We start from the raw sequence: 26,011 nt of genomic DNA, 5'->3' as shown, positions 1-26,011 counted from the left end.
GGATCAGACAGGGGCTGGCTAAATGCTGGCTCTTTTTAGTGCATGGAAGTTGCAATTAGTGCAGAAATATTGGTTTTATCGCCTTCCCCCTACAATTGGTAACGCTTACGCTTAGATAATGAATCGGTTTGTCTCAAAAAAATAGTTTGTCTTTACCGCTTACATCATTACAATTAATGTCACGACAAATTAAGACAAGGTGAGATGAAAAGATGTCATATCGGACAAACCTGTTTTCCAAAATGGTCATTCTAATTCTGATTATGCTAGTTCCAGTTGTGCTCCTGTACTGGTACTCCAATCACAAAACGACAGCCGTTCTCAGAGATGAGTTGAATCGATCGAATAGCAACCAGCTTGAATTTTTCCAAAATCAGGTGAACACACACATTGAGCTGTTGTCCTCATGGCCGAATCTGCTCATACATGATCCTGATATTGCCAGCTTCCGGCGAATCTATGCGGATAGTAAATATTTTGACCTCGATGCCATTAATTTGGTTAAGCGTATTCAAAATAAACTGAGTATTCAGGAAAGTTCATCCAATTGGGCTACAAAGTTATATCTGTACTCTCCTTCTCTCGGCAGGGTAGTTTCCGAAAGGGATGCACGTTCTTACGATAAGCAAACGCTAAGGGAGAATATAATTTCCGGCTGGGATGTACGCAAAATCCAGGATGGGGAAGATGACAGGTTCATGTTTAGCTGGATTACAGTATCTCCATATGGTATTAAAGACCCGGCGGATAATGCGGAAACGATTATTAAACTGGAGTTTGATAGTGACAATATTCGAGACATGCTCGACAAATTCAAGGACGATGGCAGGCATGACCCTTTCTATTTCCGTGAAGAATCGGGGGTCATCTATAACCGGACTTCAGATCGTTCCCTAACGAACCAGCTGATGGAAGAACTGTCCATCCATAATCTACAGGACGTTGATAATCGCACCGTTGTAATTGGGAATGAGCCTTATATGGTTAACACGGTCAAATCCAGTACGACAGGTTGGTATCTGGTGGACTATATGCCTTTATCCGATATTTTGAAGCCCATTCATCAATCGAATATGCTGTTCTATTCATCCATGATTTGTTTGTTATTGATGAGTTTTGGTGTGGCGTATCTGTTATATGTTCAGGTGCAAGTGCCTGTGAAACAACTCATTCGAGGCTTCCAGCGATTGAAGCAGGAAGACTATTCGGTGAGGATTAAGCCGAAGGGCCGCAATGAATTCAGTTTCCTGTCCGAACGTTTCAACTTGATGGTGGAGCAGATCCAGCAGTTGTTTGAACACGTCTATCTGGAACAGATTCATGTGCGTGAAGCCCGGTTGAAGCAGCTGCAATCGCAGATTAACCCGCACTTCTTCTATAATTGTTTCTCCTTCATTACGAGCATGGCGAAGCTGAAGCGCATGGACGCTGTTGTAGCGATGTCACATAACCTCTCGCGATATTATCGGTATACGACAAGGCAGGAACGGGATTTGGTACCGTTGACAGAGGAAATTGAATTCGTCAGCTGTTATCTGGAAATCCAGCGGATGCGAATGGACCGCATTCATTACAAACTTGATCTGTCCGATGAAATGCTGAGACAGGAAGTGCCGCCGTTGATTGTGCAGCCACTGGTGGAGAATGCCGTGATTCACGGGATTGAAGCGGATGCGGAAGCCGGAGAAATCAGAGTAACCGGGGAGAAACGTGGCGATGTCATGGTTCTTGTGGTAGAAGATGATGGACAAGGCATGACACAAGAGGCACGTGAGGCGCTCCTGAACAAGCTTAGAGGAACGATGGATCAGGAGATGGGCTGTGGCCTGTGGAATGTGAATCAGAGACTTCAACTCCGATATGGGGATCAGGCAGGGATCGATATAACTGAATCGGAACTTGGCGGATTAAGCGTTACGCTGTCGTGGCCAGCCGAGCAGGAGCTACTATTGGAGAACGAAGGATGAGCCTCTGAAATGTCTAGAGCATGATGAATAATGGAATGAATTGCAGAATGAACGAGATAGGGAGTGACTTGCTTGATAGATATACTGCTGGTAGATGATGAAACGTACGTAACAGAAAGTCTTGAATTGACTATACCCTGGGGAGAACTTGGGGTAACGACCGTGCTGCGTGCCGCATCCGGTAAGGAAGCGTTGGAGATTATGGAGGAAAATGCAGTAGACATCGTAGTCACTGATATTCGAATGCCTGGCATGTCGGGATTGGATCTCATTGCAGAGGTAAGCAAACGTTGGTCTCATATTCGCTGTATTTTGCTAACCGGTCACAGTGATTTTGATTACGCAAAGAAAGCCATACAATTACAGGCCGCTGATTATATCCTCAAACCCGTAAACGATGATGAGTTCATGGGATCGGTCTCAGCAGCCATTACATCTCTTCGAGATCAATGGGATGAATTCGATAAATATCACCGGCTCTTATACAGTCGGAAGTCTGACTATAAAATTTTACGGGAAAATCTCATGCACGATCTGCTGCTGGGGCGTGAGATCACGGCGCGGGCACTTCGTGAACAACTGGAACAATACGAGATTCACATTAACCCGGAACAATCCGCTGTGATGATGCTGATTCGCCTCACAGGACGCTTCTCGTCGATGGACCAGCAATCGCTGGATTTGATGGATTTTGCGGTAGGTAATATTGCAGAAGAAGTGCTCGGAGAGCAATTTAACGTGTGGTTTGGTCGTGGGCCGCATGAGTGTCTGGTTATGTTTCTGCAAAATCAGGGACAGGTCGAAGCCTCGCAGATGAATTTGGATACGTTGAGAGTATCCGCTGAAACCTTCCGTGAGCATGTCATTCGGTATTTGCAGGGAGATCTGTCGATGGTGGTTACACCATCATTTCCCTTTAATGAGTTGACCGCAGCTTATCGAAAAAGTCTGGGCTCACTTGTTCTTTCTGGGCCGGAAGAACACAAGATTATATATATGGACCTGGATAAGGCACTTAGTAAACGCCCGGAGAATGATGCCGCGCAGGCGCTTGAAGAGCTGTACAAACCACCTGTACTTCCGCAATTACTTGAGACCAAGCAATGGGAAGCGGCAGCACGCAAGCTGAACATGGTTTTTGACGCGGCAGAACAGGTACGGTTGTCCAGGGAACATGTGTATGAGATGTATCTATCTGTAACGAATGCATTCATGTATATCGCCCATAAGCAGGGGCACTTGGTGCATGAGATTGATCATGCGGGATTCGATCTGCTCCTTGCTCATCAGTTGATTCAATCACCCGAGAAGCTGCGGCGCTGGGCCACTGAGATGCTGTCAAAACTGCAGGAGGAATTGTCGGATCAGGAAGGTGTGCAGAGCCGCAGACATGTGATCAAGCAGGTTCAGGAACTCGTGACAAGAGATACAGGACAGGATCTGTCGGTGAAAATGATTGCAGACAAGGTATATCTGCACCCCGTATATCTATCGAAGATATACAAGGCAGAGACGGGGGAAGGACTTGGCGATTACATGATTCGTATGCGTATGGAGCGTGCTCTGTATCTGCTCAAGAATAGCAACAAAAAAATATACGAGATTACGAGTGAGCTCGGTTATCAAAATCCGCAATATTTCAGCAAAATGTTCAAAAAGCATTATGGCATGACACCCAATGAATTTCGGGATCAGGCATAATTACAACAACATTCCAGAATATAGGTTGGCAAAGGTGCAGAAATCTTGATTTCGTATCATAGGCTCAAAGGCCTGGTCAGCCTATAATGAAAGGGTAACCAAAACGATTTAAGGGGGAACAACATGAGAGCGCAATCAACGAAAAAGAGATTCTTGACGCTTCTCGCTACAACGCTGTGTCTAACTGTCGTTCTTGCAGGATGTTCAGGAGGCAGTGGGGGCGGAGATAGTGCAACACCAAGTACATCTGGAACTCAAAACGAATACAAAGAAAAGTATGATCCGGAAGTAACCATTACAACGGCATGGGGAATCGATCCTGAGCTGAAGTTTAAAAATGGCGAATCCATGGAAAATAACGTGGCAACCAAGTGGGCCAAGGATCAATTCGGTATTAATATCAATTCACTATGGTCTGTAACGGATACAAATGGCGCATTCGCAACCAAACTTCGTCTGGCGATGTCTTCTGGTCAAGATATGCCTGATATTGTAACAGTGGGTGACAACTTGCTTGCTCAGGATCTGATTGATTCCGGCATGTATCAGGAAGTTGGTCCACTATTCGACAAATATGCTTCAGACACATGGAAAAAAGCAATGGAGCAAGATCCTAACGTATGGAACCAATATAGTCGTGATGGCAAAAGAATGGGTATTCCTGTTCTGGACTATGCATACAACAATGATTACTTGCTCTGGATTCGCCAGGACTGGCTGGATAAGCTGAAGCTGGAAGCTCCAAAAACGATTGATGAGCTTGAAACCGTAATGGATGCATTCAAAAACCAAAACCCGGATGGATTGTCTCCGGATAAGGTCATCCCGCTCAGCATTGGTTTCAAAACATCCATGAATACATGGATGGGAGACCCATCCTGGATCTTCGGCGCATACGGAACATTACCGTTCCAATGGAATGTGGGAGCCGATGGTAAGCTGGAGTATGGCTCCATTAATCCAGGCATGAAAGAAGGACTGGGTAAATTAAGTGAATGGTTGACCAAAGGTTACATTCCACAGGAAGCAGCTCTATGGGATGAGAACAAAACAGCAGAACCTGCAGTTGCAGGAACAGCAGGTATTATCCCGGGTCCTTACTGGATGAGCGGATGGCCATTAACTGACACGGTGAAGAACGCACCAAGTGCAGTATGGAAACCAATTGAGATTCCAACTGGCCCTGAAGGTAAGGCGATGCGTCATGGAACACAATTTGTAAATGGTGTTACGTTGATCAAGGCAGATATGGAACACCCGGAAGCCTTCTTTACGTATCAGAACTACCTGTTCGACAATTATGCTGATCCAGCACCAGGTAGTCCTTATGACAACGGTTTATTTGATGGATATGACTACCAATTGGACGCAAATGGAAAACAGAAAAAACCAGACGAAATTGATGGTGGATATGTCAATGTTGTGCGTTATCTGTTAGTTCGTGATGGTGCGCGTATCCCTGATGCACAGATGAAAGCCCTGCTTAGTCTAGCTGATGGCAAAGAGCCTGAAAGCAAGCTGGAAAAAGATGTAGCCGTAAACTATGGGCCAGAAACACCCGCAGCAGCGAAAGTGTTACTGAGTCAAGAAGAAATTTCCTTCAAAAACATGTTCACAGGTCCAACAACAGCTACAATGAAATCCAAACTGGACTATCTGAACAAAATTGAGAATCAAGCATTTAACGAAATTATCTATGGTAAAAACCCGATTGATGCATTTGATACCTTTGTTCAAACGTGGAAATCCGGTGGCGGTGATCAGATCACACAAGAGGTCAACGAGTGGTATGACAGTGTGAAAAAATAGTTTTAAGCAGCGCTCAGACGATCGTCGTCTGGGCGCTTTTTTTTGGTTTATTCAAGCTGAAGCAAAGTGGTTGATTTTGTGCCATTTATATTGCTTTTATGTGCTGTTTGGACCCCGTAAAAGGTTGATATAATCGCATTATAAGCCACTCAGGGAGTACTTGAGTAGGAAGAAATACAGGGGGAGCAATCATGAGAACTTTGAAACGCACTTGGCCATTCCACGTTATGCTGTTGCCAGCCATTATCTTTCTGATTATCTTCAGTTATGTGCCTATGGGCGGGATTATTATGGCATTTCAGAATTACAAGCCATGGCTTGGGATTAGCGGCTCTGAATGGGTCGGGCTGGACAACTTTAGATATTTGTTTGAACGTGAAGACAGCTTACAGGTCATCTGGAACACATTGATTATTGCTGTACTTAAATTGATTTTCAACTTATTTGTCCCATTTGTTTTTGCCATTCTGTTGAATGAGATTCGCAAGATGGCGATACAACGAACCATTCAGACACTTGTCTATTTACCTCACTTCTTGTCCTGGGTCATTCTGGGCGGGATTTTGATAGATCTTCTGTCAACCGGAGGGTTGGTGAACCGGGTTCTGGGGACCTTCGGACTGGGGCCTTACTTCTTCCTCGGAGATAACAGTTACTTCCGTTCTACGGTCATTCTGACAGATGTGTGGAAGGAATTTGGCTATAACATGATTGTCTTTCTGGCTGCACTTGCCGGAATTAATCCAGCGTTGTACGAAGCAGCTGAAATTGACGGAGCAGGACGCTGGAAACAGACACTGCACATTACGATTCCATCGCTTGTGCCGATGCTGATGGTTGTAGGAACACTGGCACTAGGTAACGTACTGAATGCCGGATTTGACCAGATTTTCAACCTGTACAACCCGCTCGTATATCAAACGGGTGACATCATTGATACATTCGTATATCGTTCTGCGATGCAAAATGGTGAAATGGGCTTCGCAACAGCGATCGGATTGTTCAAATCAGTCATTAGCATGATCTTGATTCTCGTATCTTACAGCTTAGCCAAAAAATACGCTGGATACCGCATATTCTAATCGAATGAACAGAGAAAGAAGGGACCACGATGTATCATAAATCATTGCCATATCGCGTGTTTAATATAGTTAATACCTGCTTTCTGATTCTGGTCGCCATTATGTGTATCATACCGATGGTTCACGTACTGGCTGTATCCTTTAGTACGAAGGCTGCTGCCGATGCCAATCTGGTCAATCTCTGGCCTGTAGGTTTTTCACTTGAGGCCTACAAAAAGACGATGAATAATCCGATCTTCTTGAACTCACTCTGGATTTCACTTCTGCGTACAGTGATTGGTACAGCCATCACCTTGCTGATTACATTCCTGGCAGCGTATCCGTTGTCCAAAGAAAATAGTGAGTTCAAAGGCAGAACGATCTACTCCTGGATTTTCGTATTCAGCATGATTTTCAATGGAGGATTGGTTCCATTTTATATGGTGATCCAGAAGATCGGGTTGATGGACTCTTTCTGGGTACTGGTACTCCCAGGGGCAGTGAATACATTCCTTGTTATCCTGATGCTAAACTTCTTCCGCGGTATTCCAAAAGAGCTGGAGGAAGCTGCGCTGATGGATGGAGCCAACCATTTCAGAACGCTGTTCAGTATCTTCCTGCCGATCTCCTTGCCGTCGATTGCAACCATTGCGTTGTTCAGCATGGTGTTTCACTGGAATTCCTGGTTTGATGGATTGCTCTACATGAATAATGCCAAGGATTATCCACTGGCTACCTTTATGCAAACAGTCATTATTGGACGTGACATGAGTAGCATGAGCATGAATCCAAAAGAAATGGAATCTCTATCTCAAACGACGGTAAGAGCAGCTCAGATCTTCATCGGAAGTGCACCAATCTTGATCGTATATCCTTTCCTGCAACGTTTCTTTGTCAAAGGTATGACGTTGGGCTCAGTTAAAGGCTGAGCCTGTATCACTAATTAAATGGAGGTTGATACAGTGAGTAACTTGGGAGAAAAGACATTCGTTCTGGGAATGGATGTATCATTTATGGATGAGATCGAACAGCATGGTGGGACATACAGTGATGTGGACGGCAAGGATCAAGACTTGCTGTCCATCCTGAAGCTCAATGATGCTAACGCGATTCGGCTGCGGATCTGGAATGATCCTGTAGGTGGGTTCTGCAATCTGGAGCGAACGGTGGCGGTAGCCAAACGGATCAAGGAACAGGGCCTGCAGTTTTTGCTTGATTTCCATTATTCTGATCGGTGGGCCGATCCAGCCAATCAGTGGAAACCAAAGGCGTGGGAGAATCTCTCCTATGAGGAACTTCAACGTGCGGTTTGTACGTATACCGCCGATGTTCTGAGAACGTTGAAGGAACATGGTGCTCTTCCAGACATGGTGCAGGTCGGCAACGAGATTACACCAGGCATGTTATGGAATGAAGGACGTGTCGGTGGAGAAGAACATGACACGGATGAACAGTGGGAGCGTTTTGCAGGCCTTGTGAAGTACGGAATTGCGGCGGTCAAATCCGTTGACGCGGATATTCAGATTATGATACATATTGATCGTGGTGGAGATAACGCCGAGAGCCGCAAGTTTTATGATCGCTTCAAAGCACTGGGTGTGGAGTTCGATATCATTGGGCTCTCGTATTATCCTTGGTGGCATGGCACACTCGATGCCTTGCGTGACAATCTGCATGATCTGGCTGAGCGTTATGGCAAACCCGTCAATGTGGTTGAAACCGCTTATCCGTGGACGCTGGAACAGCCGGAAGGTATGGAATGGATTTTGAATCAGGAAGAATTGTTGTTGCCAGGATACCCTGCAAGTGTAGAGGGGCAGACCAACTATCTGAAGGATCTGTTGCAGATTATCCGTGATGTTCCTGGTGGTTTGGGTCATGGATTCTATTATTGGGAACCTGCCTGGATACCAAGTAAGGAAGAATGGTCCGTCGGACATCCGAATAACTGGGGTAACCTCACGATGTTTGATTTTAAAGGTCGTAAGTTGGAATCGTTTACAGCGCTTCCTGCTGTAGAAGAATCAGATGCAGAGACATACGTGTAATAACTGCTAATATAAGCCGTGAATATTGTTGTATCAAATTAAAATTGTAATTCAAAAGCAAGGGAGTTGTCCTTATGACATACAAATATCCACCTGTAAGTTCCAAAGCCCCGCACATGTTGCATGGCGCAGACTATAACCCGGAGCAGTGGCTCCGCTATCCTGAAATTCTGGAAGAAGATATTCGCTTGATGAAGCTTGCTAAGTGTAACGTGATGTCCATTGGTATCTTCTCTTGGGTATCGCTTGAGCCGGAAGAAGGCGTATATACGTTTGAATGGCTGGATCAGGTGTTGGATCGTTTTGCAGCTAATGGCATCTATGCGTTCCTGGCTACACCAAGTGGTGCGAGACCAGCGTGGATGTCCGCCAAGTACCCGGAAGTACTCCGTGTCTCTGAGAAACGTGTCCGTAATCTCCACGGTTTCCGTCACAACCATTGTTATACTTCCCCGGTATACCGTGAGAAGGTTACTGCGATCAATACGAAACTGGCAGAACGTTATTCGGATCATCCAGCTATAATCGGCTGGCACATCTCCAACGAGTTCGGTGGAGACTGTCATTGTGATTACTGTCAGGAAGCTTTCCGTGGCTGGGTTCAGAAAAAGTATAAGACACTCGATGAACTGAATCACTCGTGGTGGACCACATTCTGGAGTCACACCGTTACGGACTGGAGTCAAGTCGAGTCACCAGCTCCGCATGGTGAGACACAAGTACATGCAATGAATCTGGATTGGCGTCGTTTCGTTACGGATCAGACAGCTGATTTCATCGTGCACGAAACGAAACCATTGAAAGCTCAGAATCCGGATCTGCCAGTCACAACGAACCTGATGGAATTCTATGGCGGTCTGAACTATTGGAAGTTCGCTGATATTCTGGATTTCCTGTCATGGGACAGTTATCCGACTTGGCACGATGCAGATGACGACGCGAAACAGGCATCCCGGATCGCAATGATGCATGACATCGTTCGTTCCATCAAAGGTGGGCAGCCGTTTCTGCTGATGGAAAGCACGCCAAGTTCAACCAACTGGCAAGAGGTTAGCAAGCTGAAAAAACCTGGCATGCATCTGCTCTCTTCTCTCCAGGCTGTGGCACACGGTTCCGATAGTGTGCAGTACTTCCAGTGGAGAAAGAGCCGGGGGTCCAGTGAGAAGCTTCATGGTGCGGTGGTAGACCATGTTGGAACGGAACACACTCGAGTGTTCCAGGATGTGACGGACGTAGGTACAGCTCTTGAAGGCATGAAAGCCATTGTAGGAACAGCGGTTCCGGCAGAAGTTGCGATCATATTCGATTGGGAAAACCGCTGGGCCGTTAATGATTCCCAGGGTCCGCGCAATATCGGTGTGAAGTATGAGCAGACGGTGGAAGAGCATTACGAAGCTTTTTGGAAAAAGGGAGTCTCTGTAGACGTCATCGATATGGATGCAGATCTGTCCAAGTACAAGTTGCTGATCGCTCCAATGCTCTATCTGGTGCGTGAAGGTGTCGGCGAACGCATCGAGAAGTTTGTGGAGCAAGGCGGTACGTTTGTAGCGACCTACTGGTCTGGTATTGTCGACGAAAATGATCTGTGCTTCCTGGGTGGATTCCCAGGCCCACTGCGCAAGACGCTTGGCATCTGGTCTGAAGAAATTGATGGACTACATGATCGTGATCTGAACGGAATCATTCCTGAGAAGGGCAATGAGCTTCAGCTCAATACAGCGTATGATGCAATTGAACTGTGTGATCTGATCCATCTGGAAGGCGCGAAGTCACTGGCTACGTACCGTTCTGACTTTTATGCCGGACGTCCGGCATTGACGGTTAATCAGTTGGGTTCAGGAAAAGCATATTACGTGGCGACACGTTTGAAAGCGCCATTCTATGATGATTTCTATGCTCAGCTAATTGCTGACCTGAACATTGAACGTGGACTTGAAACGGAGCTTCCTGCCGGAACTACGGCACATACGCGTACAGATGGTACGGCTGATTATGTGTTTGTACAGAACTACACACCAGATGAGAAGTGGGTTGAATTAGATGGACAGTCCTATACGGATCTGCTCAGTGGTGATGCTGTGGAAGCCAGTCTCAGCTTGCAACCATATGACATTCGTGTCCTGCGCAGAGCGGTTGCCCGGAAATAATATCCATTCTATACGTTACGAATAAACGGAGTTAGGATTAAGAAAAGATTGCCCTGAGCGCCTATTAAAGGTGTTCGGGGTGTCTTTTTTATTTTATGTAATTGCTGTTGAACGACTTTTTCTGGACAAAGATAAAGGATAAACGTGTCCGCGCAGCGAAGACAAACAGGTAACTTGTAACTCAAGACTTACAGTCTGGGAGGAATTGAAATGAATCAGAGAAATCTGGACGGCAACAGCATTATTATTCGGCTGGAAATGACAACTAAAGATATCAAGTTTGGTGAAGTGGCTTCGGCCATCTCGGAAGCTGGTGGAGACATCATTGCCATTGACGTCATTTCGACCAATCAGGATGTCAGTGTGCGCGATTTGACCGTCGCGGTAACAGATGCACAGGATAACAGCAAAATTATAGAAGGTGTTCGCCAACTCAAAGGTGTATCCATCATTAACGTATCGGATCGCACGTTCCTGCTGCATTTGGGCGGCAAGATCGAAGTGACTCCAAAGACCCCGATTCAGAATCGGGAAGACCTGTCGCGTGTGTACACTCCGGATGTAGCCCGGGTATGTTCAGCGATTGCGGAAGAACCGGGGAAAGCATTCTCGCTGACAATTAAGCGGAACACAGTAGCCGTGGTATCCGATGGCAGTGCGGTGCTTGGACTGGGCAACATTGGTCCCCGCGCAGCGATGCCGGTCATGGAAGGTAAAGCGATGTTATTCAAACAGTTTGCAGGCGTGGATGCTTTTCCCATCTGTCTGGACACACAGGATACCGAGGAAATCATTCGTACTGTGAAAGCGATATCACCTGGTTTTGGCGGTATTAATCTGGAGGATATTTCGTCACCACGTTGTTTCGAGATTGAACGTCGTCTGAACGAGGAACTTGATATTCCAGTATTTCATGATGATCAGCATGGTACAGCGGTTGTGTTGTATGCCGGTCTGATCAATGCGCTGAAACTGGTAGGCAAGTCCATTCGTGATGTGAAGATCGTGGTCTGCGGTATTGGAGCAGCAGGTGTAGCTTGCAGCAACATATTATTGTCTGCGGGAGCCAGTCGACTTATTGGTGTTGATCGTGAGGGTGCGATTCTACGGACACAAACCTATGAGAATGAAGTCTGGAGTGACTATGCAGCCCGTACCAACCCAGAACTGGAAACGGGTTCGCTGCGTGAAGTCATTCGTGGAGCCGATGTGTTCATTGGCTTGTCACGAGGCAATCTGTTAACTCGTGAAGACGTGCAGACCATGGCCGAAGACCCAATTGTATTTGCGATGGCTAACCCTGTACCTGAGATTATGCCTGCCTTGGTGGAAGACATTGTGGCCGTTATGGCGACAGGGCGATCCGATTATCCGAATCAGATCAACAACGTGTTATGTTTCCCGGGCATGTTCAGAGCAGTGCTGGATTGCCGTGCTACTGAAATTAATGAAGAAATGAAATTGGCGGCCGCTCAAGCCATTGCTTCGGCCATTACGGACGAAGAGCGTACACGCTATTACATTATTCCGAGTGTGTTCAATGATAAAGTCGTCAAATCGATGCGCAATCGCGTGATTGAAGCAGCTGTTAAGACAGGAGTGGCGCGGCGTATACCGCGTGAACAGGCCCGTGAAGGCGGGGAATCGTAGGATGCAAGAAAACCCTCTTCAACCATCCAGCGCGAGCATGCAAGGATCAGGACAAATGCAAAATGTGGACGGAACAACGGTAGGAGAGGCTGTTCTGCGAGCTGCTCGATCTTTTGTTCTAGGGGACTCATCCAAGCATACGGATGGCCATGACTGGCCGCACATCGAACGGGTCACTGCACTTGCAGTGGAACTCGCTCACCGAATGGGAGCAGATCCATTCATCTGTGAACTGGCTGCCTTATTACATGATGTGCCGGATGAGAAGTTGAATGAAAGCATGGAAGCCGGGATGGCGAAACTGAATGACTGGCTGGATACTCAGCCGCTGGATTCGGATACACGTGAAGCGGTTGTGGGTATTATTAGCACCATCTCGTATGCAGGGGGCCAGCGTCCTGCGGTCAGTTCGCTTGAAGCACAAGTTGTACAAGATGCGGATCGTCTGGATGCACTGGGTGCGATTGGGATCGCGCGCACCTTTGCCTTTTCAGGAGCGAGAGGGCGCGAGATGTACGATCCGTCCCTTCCCCCACGGGAGCAGATGACCCGTGAGGAATATCGCAATGGGCGCAGCACAACGATAAACCACTTTTACGAAAAATTGTTCAAGCTCAAGGATCTGATGAATACGTCCTATGGCAAGGAGCTGGCTGAGCAGCGTCATGATTATATGGTGCAGTTCGTGGAGCAGTTCAAAAGAGAGTGGGAGGGTACGGATCGGTAGGCAGGCATGATCAGCAGGCTGATTCCACAGAGGTATAATAAGTAACAGAGGCGAATCTTTGAAGTGGCGAACATCCATTTTGAAGATTTGCTTCTTTTTGGGTTAATAATGTGTATTAACATACATAAATGAATCAATACTCTATTTTTAGTGATTTATGAAATGGAATAAAATAAGGTTTACATAGCTTTTTGTTGCGCTCTCTCCTTACGAATGGTCACTTTCTGACTTATGACATGGCAACGGAAGATCTTCCATGGTACAATAAATCGTTCTCCTGAAAGAATTCAGGCAAAAAAAGAAATATGGGGTAATAATGAAGATGATCATCAAATGTAAAAATTCAGGTTCGGTAAGGAGGGGGGCTCACCATGTCATTTGGTGCACGTGTACTTAAGACGGGGATCGCGGTTACGCTTGCCTTGTACCTTAGCAGCCTGTTCTTGAACCCGCAATCTCCCGTGCCTGCCGCAATCGCGGCTATATTTGCCATGCAGCCTTCCATCTATCGTTCCTGGAAGTACTTCCTGGATCAGCTGCAAACGACCACACTCGGAGCCATTGTGGCCCTGGTGGGGGGCATGGTGTTGTCCAATGAGCCAATTGCTGTTGGATTAATTATTGTACTTGTCATCATGATCTGTCTTAAATTGAATATGGGTGAGACGGTTGGACTGACACTGGTCACGGTCGTATCGATTATGGAAGCTTCGGGTGACTGGCACTTTGCACTCAATCGGTTTCTGCTGACTTTGGTGGGTATTGTATCGGCATTTCTCATTAACATCACAGTATTCCCTCCCAAACCAAAGGTTCAGTTCGTCAAGCAAATTCAGAGTGTTTTCAGCGGTATGTCGTTACTATTGCGAACTTCTATCTCGGATGAGATTAAGGAAGTTGTATTCCGGGAGGAGAAAAACAATCTGGGCGGCTCCATTAAATCTCTGTCCGATAAGTATAACTTGTTCGAAGAGGAACAGAAGAAGATGAAGCGTTCGAAATTCAGCGAAACCCGGCAGATGGTGGTCTATAAACAGATGCTGCTGAGTCTGCAAAAAGGATACGAGGTGCTGGATTCGGTGGAACGCCACTATTTTCAGGCACCGCGGACACCAGCCATGGACCAGTTTTTTGACTCCCATTTGGAACTGGTTATCAAGTTCCATGAGCACGCACTTCTCAAGTTCGAGGATAAACTGAAACCGAATGGAGAAGAGGCCGCGCAGTTTGTATTAGATAATGATCGTTTCATGGAGCAGGCGATCACTGAGTTTGATATCGACAAGGACGGGATGTTACGATTATCCATCGTGGCTGCTGCGATCTATGACTACGGATATCAGCTGGAACGTCTGAATCGACTTGCCGAACATGTGCATAGCTCCAGTGAAGACAAAGAATCACAGGACAAAATCTTGAACTGGCTTAAGTGGCCTTAAGAACAAATTGCACACCTGCTTCGCGATCATATACAATGGAATGACAACATTGCCCGGACAACCGTGTCCGGGTTGTTTGTCATACATACGGCTGAATGGCCTGAAGGAATATGGAATGAAATTTAACGAACTGAGGGATAGAGATATGATCATAGATCAATTGGATGCTGAATTAATGGAATGGTTGAATGGGACTAATCTGGAGCATAAACAGCATGAAGCATTGCAACTCCTGACCGTATCTGAGGATCAGTGGCCGCATCAGGCGATGATCAGTATGGGGGAAGTGATTGCGATCAATCCGCATCAGCTTAGACTGGCTTTATGGCAGGGTACACAGACCAGTATGAACATGAGCAAAACAGGCAAGGCTACCTTGATTGCGGTTCAAGGACAACGATTGTTGCATATCCGTATAGAAGTAAAACTTCTGCCTGAGATGAAGGAGGCCATTCATCCGAGAGATCGCTTTGAAGCTCAAGTACTTGATGTACGTGTGGATCATGCGCCGTATGCGGAGATTACTTCAGGAATAACTTTTCAATTAAAAGATGAACTTGGAGCGATAACACGCTGGCAAGAGACGATTGAAGAATTACGTAAGTAGGGATTGGTAGCTTGTCCGTTGAGGACCCAGTGATTGGGTAATAATAATGAAGAAGAAAACAACAAAAAACGCCTCCGCTTGCATCGGGACGCTGTCACTGGTAGAATAAAAAATGGTTTTCAGAAAATTAGAACTAATTAACATAAAACCAAAATGTTTACTTTCTAATAATTATACCATTGCCTTTTCGGGCTTGTCAAATGGGGTTTTGAGGACACAATCCGGGGAAAGAGGGGCTATTGACATATGAGTACAGATCAGCAATGGAATGAGGAACAACAACGGGTCAACACCGTGACCGATCAGATTGAACGCAAGATCACAACGCTGGAAGATGAAGTTGGTTCCTTCCGTGACGAAGTGGTTGGGATGAGAAAAGACTTCTGGGACGAAGTCACGATGAACTTCAGTGAAGCGGATGATGTCGGGGAGACTTCTACCAGCATGCGGCAGCAGTCACAGGTCCTGTCCGATCGGGAGCGCAGCCATCTGAATACAGCGGCTGCGTTGGACAAAATGAAACGACTGCATCATTCACCGTATTTTGGCCGGATTGATTTCAAAGAAGATGGATATCCAAATGCAGAACGTATTTACTTGGGCATTGCATCGTTGCTGGATGAGAAGGAGGAATCCTTTCTGGTCTATGACTGGCGTGCGCCGATCTCCAATCTGTATTATGACGGAGCGCCGGGTCCAATCACGTATCATACACCAAGCGGGGAGATCAGCGGGGATATAGAGATGAAGCGGCAGTTCGTCATTCGGGACGGACGTATCCGCTTCATGTTCGACACAGGGGTAACGATTGGTGATGAGTTGTTGCAGGCCGTGCTCAGTCGAACTTCGGATGCACAGATGAAGAGTATTGTAGCGACCATCCAGAAGGAGCAGAATCGAATTATCCGCAATGACCGGACACGCATGCTCATTGTGCAAGGCGCAGCAGGCAGTGGCAAAACGTCCGCGGCGCTCCAGCGGGTAGCTTATCTTCTCTATAAATACCGCGAGCATCTGCAAGCGGATCAGATGGTTCTTTTTTCGCCGAATCCGATGTTCAACAGTTATGTCTCCACGGTACTGCCTGAGCTTGGGGAGGAAAACATGTTGCAAACGACCTTCCAGGAGTATCTGGAACGCCGTTTGGGTCGGGAATATCAACTGGAAGATCCGTTCATTCAGCTCGAATATGTGTTAACGGGCACGGAAGATCCTGATTACGATATTCGCATGTCCAGCATTAAATTCAAGTCATCTGAATCTTTTCTGAGGGTCATTACGCGTTATAAGGAAAGCATGCTGTCAGGTGGTATGAAATTCAAGCCGGTTCGCTTCCAGGGCCGAGCGATTGTCACGTCAGAGGCTATGGCTGAGAAGTTCTACAGTTTTGAGTCATCCGTCAAGCTGGTGAGTCGACTGGAGATGCTGCGGGACTGGATGCTGAAAGAACTGTCTGCCTTTGGTAAAGGTGAACTGGATGCGCCTTGGGTCGATCAGCAGCTTGATCTGATGGAGCCGGAGGATCTGCAACGTGCCTATCAGCGCTTGAAGCGCAAGCAAAAAGGAAAGACCCATACGTTTAATGACTTTGAGCAGGAAAGAGAAATTCTGGCACGTATGGTGGTCAGTGACCGACTCAAACCGCTGAGAAAATGGATCAAGTCATTGCGATTTGTCGATATACGACAATTATATTCGCACCTGTTCAACGATCAGGCTCAGATGGTGCGACTGCTGGGTGAAGAAGCGCTACCTGCCGAATGGGAAGAAATCTGTAAGATGACTTTACGCAGATTGAAGCTTCAGGAGTTGGCATATGAAGACATTACGCCATACTTGTATCTGCGCGAGCTTATGCTTGGATTCCATATTAACTCCAATATTCGTCATGTCATTATTGATGAGGCCCAGGACTATTCTGCGTTTCAGCTGGCCTTTATGAAAAGATTGTTCCCACGGGCGAAGATCACAGCACTCGGAGACTTTAACCAGGCCATCTATGCCCACTCTTCAGTGCTAAGTGGAACAGGACCATTAACTAACCTGTACGGACCAGACAATACGGAAGTCATTGAGCTGACCAGGAGCTACCGATCTACCCGGGAGATCGTAGAATTTACCCGCGGCATGGTACCTGGCGGGGAAGAGATCATTCCATTTAATCGTAGTGGCGAGAAGCCAAAAGTTATCGTTTCTTCTGATTCAGAGCGTCATATGAATGTCATTACGACTGACCTCAAGCACTTGATTAAGGAGGGGTATGAATCGGTTGCAGTCATCTGCAAGACTGCGGAAGAGAGCAAAGAAGTACATGCTGCATTGAGCAAGCAACTGCCAACAGCACCGAAGTTAATCAAGAAAACGACACTGGCTTTTGAGCAGGGTGTTCATGTCATTCCAGCTTATCTGGCCAAAGGCGTAGAATTTGACGCTGTTCTAATCTATGATGGTTCTGCAGAGCAGTATGCACAGGAGCATGAACGCAAATTGTTCTATACAGCTTGTACGCGAGCGATGCATCTGCTACATGTCTATTGTGTGGGAACACCGAGCCCGTTCATTACCTCCCAGTCGGAGGAATGGTATGATCTTGGCAAGGTGTCTGCTGCTCAAGTAGACTGATCTAATACTCACTGTTTATAGGTAGTCAGAAGACTTCCGTTCATTTGGAACGGGAGTCTTTCTGTGTATGATACATATAACAGGAAATAATCGGCATACCAAGGGGAAGGATGTTGTAGCCCAGATACAGGGGAACATATTGAATAATTCCTGACGTGAGTTCGTAAGAATTGGGTTTCATTGATAAATATGACTTCGTAATTTGTAATCAGGCACAATGGATGTGATTTTTCTTTACACATGAGGTCGGGACTCATATAATCGAAACAATATATTTTTTTTGGATCGTTTATTAATGAAGGAGGCAGCAACATGAACAAACCATCTTTTGAACGGCCGCTTATGGCCGATTGTGTACCGGATCTGGTTGCTACAGCACGGGGAGATTTGCCGGCGACTTTGGTCATTCGGGGAGGTACGCTGGTGAATGTGATATCGGGTGAAATTTTACCTGAAATGTCCATAGCCGTGCAGGGAGCTCGAATCGCTTATGTCGGTAAAGATGTAAGCCACACTATCGGTGAACACACCCGGATTATTGAAGCAAACGGCAAATATATCGCTCCTGGTCTGCTCGATGGGCACTGCCATATCGAAAGTACACAGATGAAAGTAACCGAATTTGCGAGAGCGGTGCTACCTTCAGGCACAACCGGTGGTTTCTTTGACCCGCATGAGATCTCGAACGTACTCGGACTCAAAGGTCTGAGACTGATGCTGGATGAAGCGCGGACCACACCGATGGCTGCTTATATGCAGGTTGCTTCCTGTGTGCCTTCAACTCACCCCGGACTGGAGACGACGGGGGCTTATATAGGACCTGAAGAGGTCGCTGAAGCCCTCTCGTGGGGCCCGGACATGATTGGCCTGGGGGAAGTCATGAACTTCCCTGGAGTCGTATACGGGGACGAGACAATGATCGGTGAGATACAGGCGACCCTCCGAGCTGGCAAAGTGGCAGACGGTCATTTTACCTGGGCAGCAGATGACTGGCGTCTGCCAGCTTACGCGGCAAGTGGGGTTACAGGGGATCATGAATGTGTGACCATGGAAGATGTGGTGGAACGTCTGCGTCTCGGGATGTATGCAAAGATGCGCCAAGGTTCCGCATGGCATGACGTGGCAGAGACGATCAAAGCCTGCACCGAGCTTGGACTGGATACACGCCGGATGATGCTGGTTACGGATGATCGAAGCTCTGAGTCGCTGCTCAAAGAAGGACATATGGACTTTGTGGTTCGTCTAGCGATCTCCCAAGGCGTGAAGCCCGTCACGGCTTTCCAGATGGCAACGATTAACACGGCTGAGCGATTCGGTGTTGCACGCGACATTGGTGCGGTGATACCGGGTAATATAGCGGACATCATTCTGCTGGATGGCCGTCTGGCGGATGTACGTGTAGGCATGACGATTGCTGCCGGGCAAGTTGTGGCCGAGAACGGGAAAATGACGGCAGCCTGGGACAGCTTCACGTATCCCGAGGAAGCACTGAACACGGTGAAGTTGGAAGCCAATATACAACCAGAGGAGCTGGAACTGGTAGCGCCGATTGCAGAGGGGGCTATTGGTGCCAAAATCATTCATGTGACAGAGAACCATGTGGATACGAAGGAGAAACACCTGCCTGTAGCGGTGCAGAATGGCAAGGTAGTGGTTTCAACTTCAGGGGAGATATGCAAAATCGCGGTATTGGAGCGTCACAAACAAACCGGTAATCGGGCGGTGGCGCTGGTTGGAGGTATCGGCTTCACATCGCCGGCAGCGATTGCGATGACAGTTGCTCATGACAGTCATAACCTGTTGATTATCGGTAATGATGATGCGCTAATGGCTGAAGCCGGTAACCGCGTTATTCGCATGCAAGGTGGGGTAGCTGTGGTAACAGCAGCAGGTGTAACTGAATTCCCGCTGCGGATTGCAGGTTTGATGTCAACCGAATCGTTCGAAGTGGTTGCAGCCCAATCAGCAGCAGTCAGTGAAGCCTTACAGACCGCAGGATGTACATTAAATAATGCGTTCATGACGCTTTCTCTGTTGGCGCTGGTTGTGATTCCAGAACTACGATTGTCTGACAAGGGGCTTGTGCGGATCTCGGCAGACGGCATTGAACTGGTGTCCCTTTTCGATGAGGTGGTTGACGGTACTTCGGTTAGCTCCAGTGGGTAGTCAATAAACGCAAATTTCGAGGTAGAGCACCATTAACCTACGATAATTGCAAAGCCGCCTTAGGGCGGCTTTTTTGTGCTTTTCTGGAGAAAACGCTTTCTGGGTCTTCTGGATCTTGGTATTGATATGGAAATAAAGACTGAAGTCGTGAGGAAAGAAGAAAGAATTTAGAAAATTCATGATAATTGTGACTTTAGAACTATACATACAAAACTATGAATTCCCGAAATAAAGTTATATGATTCTTTCGTCGTAAGTCTTAGAGATGGTATTGCATATAGAAGCAATCTTAATTCGTCGTAATGAAATAAGCTTCATAAAATGAATATGAAACGACACAATTTCATCCGGATCTGCACGTTAGAGCTGATAACTTCAGAGGGAGTGTACAAATATGAAAAACAAAAGGGGTTACCGTTTTATCTTATTGCTCAGTTGTTTGATCCTGTGTGCAAGTACAGCCTATACTTCGAAAGCTGTTGCCATTGGTTCTGTTGATAGCTATGAAACAATTCATGGGAAGCTTGATGTGCCAGTGAGAGCAACGTGGGTGTGGGATACAACCCAGATCAGAAGCAATCCGCAAGAAGTATTGAATTTTGCGACAACGAACAAGATCAATACGATCTATCTGCAGATGAACCGGGATGTGAAGATTCCAGATTATAAAAGCTTTATCAGTCAGGCCAGAGCCAAGAACATTGCGGTGGACGTCATGGATGGGAGATCAGCCTGGGGACTGACGGAAAGTCGGGAACAGATTGCTTCCTTCCTGGACTGGATCGAAGCGTATCAGGCTGAGGCTTTGCCCAATGAAAAGTTTGCCGGTATTCATCTGGATATTGAGCCACATGTGCATCCACAGTGGAAAATCAATCAGGCCAGTGTGATTACGCAGTGGCAAGGAAATGTCGAGTATATTGTTGAGCGAGCATCACGAATGAAGATACCAGTTGCGGCTGATCTGCCTTTCTGGCTGGATAACTACAAAATTCCGGGTTCAACGATGGCCGTTAGCAGCTGGATGATCCGCAAGTTTGACTCCATCACCATCATGGCTTACCGCGATACAGCTGCTGCAATCTATAGTGTAGCCAAGGATGAGCTTGCGGAAGCGGCTCTGCTCGGCAAGACGATCTCCATCGCTGTGGAAACGAAGCAAAGCAAGGAAGGTGACTTCATCACCTTCTATGAAGAAGGTTCTGCTTATATGGAAGCACAATTGGAGTTGGTCGAAAAAATGGCTTCAGCACATGCATCCTTTAACGGGTTCTCCGTACATGAGTACACTTCATGGAAGACAATGAGAAAGTGAGCCTCTATTAAGCTCCTTAGTGCACGGTGAGCAGCAGCGAAGGTAATGAGGTTTTAACTGAGACGTCATGTCTTATTAGATAATTTCGTTCGTTCTTTCTTTCGAGGGAAGTAGATAAAGAAGGTGTTTGCAGCCTGTTAGCTGCGAGCACCTTCTTTAGTTTTGTTGCTGAATTGTAGCGACACAGGGCGATTTCATGCTCAAGTACGCTATCTGACCGCTCTTCCAGAGTGTCGTATTTCCTAGACCAGGGCGGAAGCTGTGGCTACGTTCTCATAGAACAGTTTGCGATACTGTGAAGGCGTAGTGGCTTTATGCTTTTTAAAGGTGGTGATGAAGTAGCTCAGATGCTCAAAACCCACATCCATGGCGATATCAACAATCTTGTGATCCGTATTCTCAAGCTGAACGCAGGCCTGTTGAACACGGTAATAGTTAATGTAATCAACGGGGGTTTTCTGCACCATCTGTTTGAAGAAACGGCAGAAGTGTCCTTCACTCATATTGGCCTCATCGGCCAGTTCTTTCAGCTTCAATGGTTCGGGATAACGTTTGTGGATATAGCCGAGCACGGATTTCAGGCGCTCGATCTTGTCGTGACTCCCTGTAGTCACGGTCCCTTTGAGCGGAGCAGATCTCATGTGTTCGAACATTCGGGCAAATATGAGGTACAGGTAAGCTTTTGTTGACATCTCACACGTTTCTGTTCTGGTAGCATGATCCGCAAATATACGTTTCAGGTGATCCAGAATTTCTTGCCCCCATTCCTCATCTGCCTTGATATGAAAAGGGGGAATCACCGTTTTACGTACCAGTGGACCGATGAATTTCTCCTGTACCGTATCGAAAGTACGGCTGCCGAGCAGCTCCGGATTAAACACAATGGAAGAGAATACGCAGGGGATTTCACCCTTCAGATAGCCCGCATGAATCTCGCCTCGATTAATAAAGATTGCCTCTCCGGCCTTCACCTCAACAGTGTTCATATCAATCTGAAAAACGGCGCAGCCTTCGGTCACCATGGTGAACTCCATCTCATCATGCCAGTGGCAATCCAGAATGCTGTCGCCATTTAATTGTTGAATATCCGGGTATACACTGACAGGATACATGGCATTGCCGTGTATTCGGTCTTCCCGTAATCGTTCACGTTCCATATCAACGACTCCTTTTATTTCATTATTAATGTAATCGTTTCCATAGTTTGGTGTTGTTGTTCAAGAATCGGATGGTTAATATCAAAATCGTGATATATTTGGTCAAAATATCAGAAGAAATTCATTATTAATATCAATATTATTATAGTATAACCGAAGGGGGAAAGAAAACATGAAATTTACTGATGGATTCTGGATGACTCGTGAAGGGTACCACATTCAAAACCCGACTGACATTCGTGATATTGTGCAAAAAGGGGATTCTTTGACCGTATATGCGGCAACTAAATATATTCGCACCAAAGGCGACACGTTGAACGGAACTTTGCTTAAAGCAACGTACAGCTCACCTATGCCTAACGTTATTCGTGTAACCTTGAATCACCATAAGGGTGGAGTGAAAAAAGGGCCTGAATTTGAGCTTAACACGCAAGATGCGAACGTGGACATCTCGAAAAATGAACAAGGTGCTATTTTGAAAAGCGGCAACCTGGAAGTTCAAATCGACAAAACGAACGGATGGGACGTCAGCTTCCTGTATGGTGGAAAACGGATTACAGGTAGCGGTCAAAGAGCGGCTGGTTATATTACAGGTCCGAGCAAGGAAGCGTACTTCCGCGAGCAACTTGATCTGGGTATTGGTGAATACGTTTACGGACTGGGTGAGCGCTTCACACCGTTTGTTAAGAATGGCCAAATCGTAGATACCTGGAATGAGGACGGCGGTACAAGCAGTGAGCAGTCATATAAGAACATTCCGTTCTATTTGTCCAATAAAGGATATGGCGTATTTGTAAATCATCCTGAACGTGTATCGTATGAGATTGCATCCGAGAACGTATCTAAAGTGCAGTTCAGCGTAGAAGGAGAGACGTTGGAGTACTTCATTATCGGCGGTGACAATCCTAAGGATGTACTTGAAAATTATACGAAATTAACAGGTAAACCAGCACTTCCACCGGCATGGACATTTGGTCTGTGGCTGACAACATCATTCACAACAGATTACGATGAAGCAACGGTTAACCATTTCGTAGATGGTATGGCTGAACGTGATCTTCCGCTTTCTGTATTCCATTTTGACTGCTTCTGGATGAAGGAATACCAATGGTCTGATTTCGTATGGGATGAAGCGATGTTCCCGGATCCGGAAGGCATGCTTGCACGTCTGAAAGACAAGGGTCTTAAAATCTGTGCTTGGATCAACCCGTATATTGCAGAAAAATCCTACTTGTTCGATGAAGGTATGGAGAACGGTTATCTGGTAAAAACAGCGGATGGCAGCGTATGGCAATGGGATATGTGGCAAGCAGGTATGGCTCTGGTTGATTTCACGAATCCGGATGCTGTGAATTGGTATAAGAGTAAGCTGGAAGTCCTGCTTGATCAAGGTGTGGATTCCTTCAAGACCGACTTCGGTGAAAGAATTCCGACAGATGTCGTGTATTTCGATGGCTCTGATCCGGTTAAAATGCACAACTACTATACACAGCTCTATAACAAAGCTGTATTTGAATTGCTTGAAGAGAAGATTGGCAAAAACGAAGCTGCCCTGTTTGCACGCTCTGCAACAGCAGGTGGTCAACAGTTCCCGGTTCACTGGGGCGGAGACTGCTCTTCGACGTATGAATCCATGGCTGAATCCCTTCGGGGCGGCTTGTCGCTTGGCCTTTCCGGTTTCGGATTCTGGAGCCATGATATCAGTGGTTTTGAAAGCACGGCAAGCCCTGACGTTTACAAACGCTGGGTACAATTCGGACTTTTATCTTCTCACAGCCGCCTACACGGAAGCACTTCGTATCGTGTGCCTTGGTTGTTTGACGAGGAATCCGTGGACGTTGTTCGTGACTTTACTAAACTCAAAATCAGCCTGATGCCTTATCTGTACAATTCTGCGGTAGAGTCGACGGTAAGAGGTATTCCTATGATGCGCGCTATGCTGCTGGATTTCCCAGAGGACCCAACAACATACAACCTGGATACTCAATATATGTTTGGTGATTCAATCCTGGTGGCTCCAATCTTCAATAAGGAGGGTGATGTTCGTTACTACCTGCCTGAAGGAACTTGGACGAACTATCTGACTGGAGCTAAAGTACAAGGTGGACGTTGGATCAGTGAAAACCATGACTTCAAAACACTACCAATGATGGTTAAGCCAAACAGCCTGATCGCTGTCGGTGCTGTGGATAGCAAACCGGATTATGACTTTGCGAATGATGTGTCCTTGCACTTGTTCGAACTGGCTGACGGTCAAACGGCTCAAGCTGTCGTTGTGAACCAAGGTGCTGAACAGGAACTGACAGTTAACGTTACACGTAATGGATCAGTGCTGGACGTTCGTGCTGAAGGCGCAGGTAAACCATGGAACATCGTGCTTCGCGGGATTGAGAGTGTATCCAGCGTTGAAGGTGGTTCCCAAGTGTCTGGTGCCAATGGTGTTGTCATTGCGGCAGCAACAGGTGCAACTGCGCTTACAATTCAACTGTAACATGATATAGTAGACGAAAGGACGGTACCGAAAGGTGCCGTCTGTTTGTCTACGAAGATAGGAGATCGAATGAAATGAGTACAACGAATTCGGATTTACACTGTACGATATCATCAGAGATGCTGCATCATCTGGTGGAGAAAAGTTTTGGAAGCGATACCAAAGTGAAGGAGTTTGGTCTCCTGCAAGGGGGTCTGTTTAATACAACCTATCGGATTCAACTTGAGCATGCATCATATACGGATGTAATTTTACGTTTGGCCCCCGAGCGGGCAGAGCATTTGGATATTTCTGTCCGTGATCCGCTTTTTTCGTTTGAGCGTACGATGATGGCGGCTGAACCGGCCGTGTATGAATATTATCGTAAGGCAGGCATTGCTGCTCCAAACATTATTGCCTGTGATGACAGTGGATCTATCATTCCGAGAACATACATGTTTATGGAATTTATCCCAAGCAAGCAGTTGGATCATTCATCGATTACGGAAACAGATAAAGAACGATTGTACCAGCAACTTGGCGTTTATACCGCCATCATGCATCAGATTGAAGGCACATCGTTTGGCTGGCCGCAGGGGGATGGGACGATTAAAGGCTCGGATCATTGGTCCGAGGTGCTGTACTCATTTGCAGAAGAAACGGCACATAAAGCGGTACAAGCCGAGTATATGCCAGGTGTTGGGGAAGAGATCGCAGCCATATTCATGAAAAATAAAGACTTATTTGATCAGGTGACCCGTCCGGTACTCGTTCATAATGACCTGTGGGAAGCCAATGTACTTGTCCACGAGAAACTAGGTGAGCTAAACATTGCGGCAATCATTGACGGGGACCGATCCATGTTTGCCGACAGAGAGTTTGAAGCCATATTGTCGACAGAGTCGGTGGCTTTCCATGAAGGATATGATCGTCCTATGGACTCATCTGCTGAAGGACAGGCACGAAGGCTTGCCTACCGAATACTTTCTTCCTATTTTAATGCGTATGTCCACGAACATCAGGTCAATCAACCTGAAGATGGTCAGAAGTATCGCCAGCGTACACTGGATTTAATGGAGCAATGGAAGCAACTGGAATACAACTAACTTGTAGGAGGAATGAAGG

17 protein-coding genes are annotated in these 26,011 nt (G+C 46.6%); 16 read left to right on the top strand and 1 reads right to left on the bottom strand.

Annotated features, from left to right (window positions below; genetic code table 11):
• The first annotated feature begins 212 nt into the window (after positions 1-212).
• The 14 genes from AC4G47_RS19990 to AC4G47_RS19925 all read left to right on the top strand — a co-directional run bounded on the left by AC4G47_RS19990 (position 213) and on the right by AC4G47_RS19925 (position 21,259).
• Positions 213-1,967, top strand: a complete 1,755-nt coding sequence (locus AC4G47_RS19990) for a sensor histidine kinase (protein ID WP_491102323.1) — start codon at positions 213-215, stop codon at positions 1,965-1,967.
• Positions 1,968-2,039: 72 nt separating this feature from the next.
• On the top strand, positions 2,040-3,668 hold the full coding sequence (locus AC4G47_RS19985) for a response regulator (protein ID WP_491102322.1): 1,629 nt from the start codon (positions 2,040-2,042) through the stop codon (positions 3,666-3,668).
• 123 nt (positions 3,669-3,791) lie between these two features.
• Positions 3,792-5,477: a type 2 periplasmic-binding domain-containing protein gene (locus tag AC4G47_RS19980; RefSeq protein WP_458126289.1), complete on the top strand. Its 1,686-nt coding sequence runs from the start codon at positions 3,792-3,794 to the stop codon at positions 5,475-5,477.
• A 191-nt stretch (positions 5,478-5,668) separates the two neighbouring features.
• Positions 5,669-6,559, top strand: coding sequence for an ABC transporter permease (locus AC4G47_RS19975; protein ID WP_458126290.1), 891 nt, complete (start codon positions 5,669-5,671; stop codon positions 6,557-6,559).
• Between the two features lie 29 nt (positions 6,560-6,588).
• Positions 6,589-7,467 (top strand): carbohydrate ABC transporter permease, encoded by an 879-nt coding sequence (locus tag AC4G47_RS19970; protein WP_440388161.1) that lies wholly within the window; start codon positions 6,589-6,591, stop codon positions 7,465-7,467.
• Positions 7,468-7,500: 33 nt separating this feature from the next.
• Positions 7,501-8,586 carry a glycoside hydrolase family 53 protein gene (locus AC4G47_RS19965; RefSeq protein WP_491102321.1) on the top strand — a complete coding sequence of 362 codons (1,086 nt, stop codon included), beginning with the start codon at positions 7,501-7,503 and terminating at the stop codon, positions 8,584-8,586.
• A 74-nt stretch (positions 8,587-8,660) separates the two neighbouring features.
• Entirely contained in the window at positions 8,661-10,733 is a 2,073-nt protein-coding gene (locus AC4G47_RS19960; RefSeq protein ID WP_491102320.1) for a beta-galactosidase, read from the top strand.
• A 210-nt stretch (positions 10,734-10,943) separates the two neighbouring features.
• Entirely contained in the window at positions 10,944-12,383 is a 1,440-nt protein-coding gene (locus AC4G47_RS19955; RefSeq protein WP_491102319.1) for an NAD-dependent malic enzyme, read from the top strand.
• Position 12,384: 1 nt separating this feature from the next.
• The gene (locus AC4G47_RS19950) at positions 12,385-13,110 is read left to right on the top strand and encodes an HD domain-containing protein (protein WP_491102318.1); all 726 of its coding nucleotides are present in this window, start codon (positions 12,385-12,387) and stop codon (positions 13,108-13,110) included.
• A gap of 371 nt (positions 13,111-13,481) precedes the next feature.
• Entirely contained in the window at positions 13,482-14,549 is a 1,068-nt protein-coding gene (locus AC4G47_RS19945; RefSeq protein ID WP_264929488.1) for an FUSC family protein, read from the top strand.
• 115 nt (positions 14,550-14,664) lie between these two features.
• Positions 14,665-15,156, top strand: a complete 492-nt coding sequence (locus AC4G47_RS19940; RefSeq protein ID WP_458126295.1) for a pyridoxamine 5'-phosphate oxidase family protein — start codon at positions 14,665-14,667, stop codon at positions 15,154-15,156.
• Between the two features lie 246 nt (positions 15,157-15,402).
• The gene (gene helD, locus AC4G47_RS19935; RefSeq protein ID WP_491102317.1) at positions 15,403-17,778 is read left to right on the top strand and encodes an RNA polymerase recycling motor HelD; all 2,376 of its coding nucleotides are present in this window, start codon (positions 15,403-15,405) and stop codon (positions 17,776-17,778) included.
• A 312-nt stretch (positions 17,779-18,090) separates the two neighbouring features.
• The gene (locus AC4G47_RS19930) at positions 18,091-19,944 is read left to right on the top strand and encodes an adenine deaminase (RefSeq protein ID WP_491102316.1); all 1,854 of its coding nucleotides are present in this window, start codon (positions 18,091-18,093) and stop codon (positions 19,942-19,944) included.
• A 394-nt stretch (positions 19,945-20,338) separates the two neighbouring features.
• Positions 20,339-21,259: a hypothetical protein gene (locus AC4G47_RS19925; protein WP_458126298.1), complete on the top strand. Its 921-nt coding sequence runs from the start codon at positions 20,339-20,341 to the stop codon at positions 21,257-21,259.
• A gap of 242 nt (positions 21,260-21,501) precedes the next feature.
• On the opposite strand, the gene AC4G47_RS19920 is transcribed toward AC4G47_RS19925, so the two are convergent.
• Positions 21,502-22,416: an AraC family transcriptional regulator gene (locus AC4G47_RS19920; protein WP_491102315.1), complete on the bottom strand. Its 915-nt coding sequence runs from the start codon at positions 22,414-22,416 to the stop codon at positions 21,502-21,504.
• Between the two features lie 172 nt (positions 22,417-22,588).
• On the opposite strand from AC4G47_RS19920, the gene yicI reads away from it, so the two are divergent.
• Positions 22,589-24,907 (top strand): alpha-xylosidase, encoded by a 2,319-nt coding sequence (yicI, locus tag AC4G47_RS19915; protein ID WP_491102314.1) that lies wholly within the window; start codon positions 22,589-22,591, stop codon positions 24,905-24,907.
• Positions 24,908-24,981: 74 nt separating this feature from the next.
• Positions 24,982-25,992: a phosphotransferase family protein gene (locus AC4G47_RS19910; RefSeq protein WP_491102313.1), complete on the top strand. Its 1,011-nt coding sequence runs from the start codon at positions 24,982-24,984 to the stop codon at positions 25,990-25,992.
• Positions 25,993-26,011 lie beyond the last annotated feature (19 nt).

The organism is Paenibacillus sp. Negev47 (assembly GCF_058313655.1).
Note: the sequence above shows the minus strand (reverse complement) of the source record. Positions and strands in the feature narration are given on the sequence as shown.

Excerpts from the sequence above, each read along its gene's own strand:
- AC4G47_RS19990 (WP_491102323.1), top strand. The coding sequence starts at position 213 with ATGTCATATCGGACAAACCTGTTTTCCAAAATGGTCATTCTAATTCTG.
- AC4G47_RS19980 (WP_458126289.1), top strand. The coding sequence starts at position 3,792 with ATGAGAGCGCAATCAACGAAAAAGAGATTCTTGACGCTTCTCGCTACA.
- AC4G47_RS19975 (WP_458126290.1), top strand. The coding sequence starts at position 5,669 with ATGAGAACTTTGAAACGCACTTGGCCATTCCACGTTATGCTGTTGCCA.
- AC4G47_RS19970 (WP_440388161.1), top strand. The coding sequence starts at position 6,589 with ATGTATCATAAATCATTGCCATATCGCGTGTTTAATATAGTTAATACC.
- AC4G47_RS19960 (WP_491102320.1), top strand. The coding sequence starts at position 8,661 with ATGACATACAAATATCCACCTGTAAGTTCCAAAGCCCCGCACATGTTG.
- AC4G47_RS19955 (WP_491102319.1), top strand. The coding sequence starts at position 10,944 with ATGAATCAGAGAAATCTGGACGGCAACAGCATTATTATTCGGCTGGAA.
- AC4G47_RS19950 (WP_491102318.1), top strand. The coding sequence starts at position 12,385 with ATGCAAGAAAACCCTCTTCAACCATCCAGCGCGAGCATGCAAGGATCA.
- AC4G47_RS19945 (WP_264929488.1), top strand. The coding sequence starts at position 13,482 with ATGTCATTTGGTGCACGTGTACTTAAGACGGGGATCGCGGTTACGCTT.
- AC4G47_RS19940 (WP_458126295.1), top strand. The coding sequence starts at position 14,665 with ATGAAATTTAACGAACTGAGGGATAGAGATATGATCATAGATCAATTG.
- helD (WP_491102317.1), top strand. The coding sequence starts at position 15,403 with ATGAGTACAGATCAGCAATGGAATGAGGAACAACAACGGGTCAACACC.
- AC4G47_RS19930 (WP_491102316.1), top strand. The coding sequence starts at position 18,091 with ATGAACAAACCATCTTTTGAACGGCCGCTTATGGCCGATTGTGTACCG.
- AC4G47_RS19925 (WP_458126298.1), top strand. The coding sequence starts at position 20,339 with ATGAAAAACAAAAGGGGTTACCGTTTTATCTTATTGCTCAGTTGTTTG.
- AC4G47_RS19920 (WP_491102315.1), bottom strand. The coding sequence starts at position 22,416 with ATGGAACGTGAACGATTACGGGAAGACCGAATACACGGCAATGCCATG.
- yicI (WP_491102314.1), top strand. The coding sequence starts at position 22,589 with ATGAAATTTACTGATGGATTCTGGATGACTCGTGAAGGGTACCACATT.
- AC4G47_RS19910 (WP_491102313.1), top strand. The coding sequence starts at position 24,982 with ATGAGTACAACGAATTCGGATTTACACTGTACGATATCATCAGAGATG.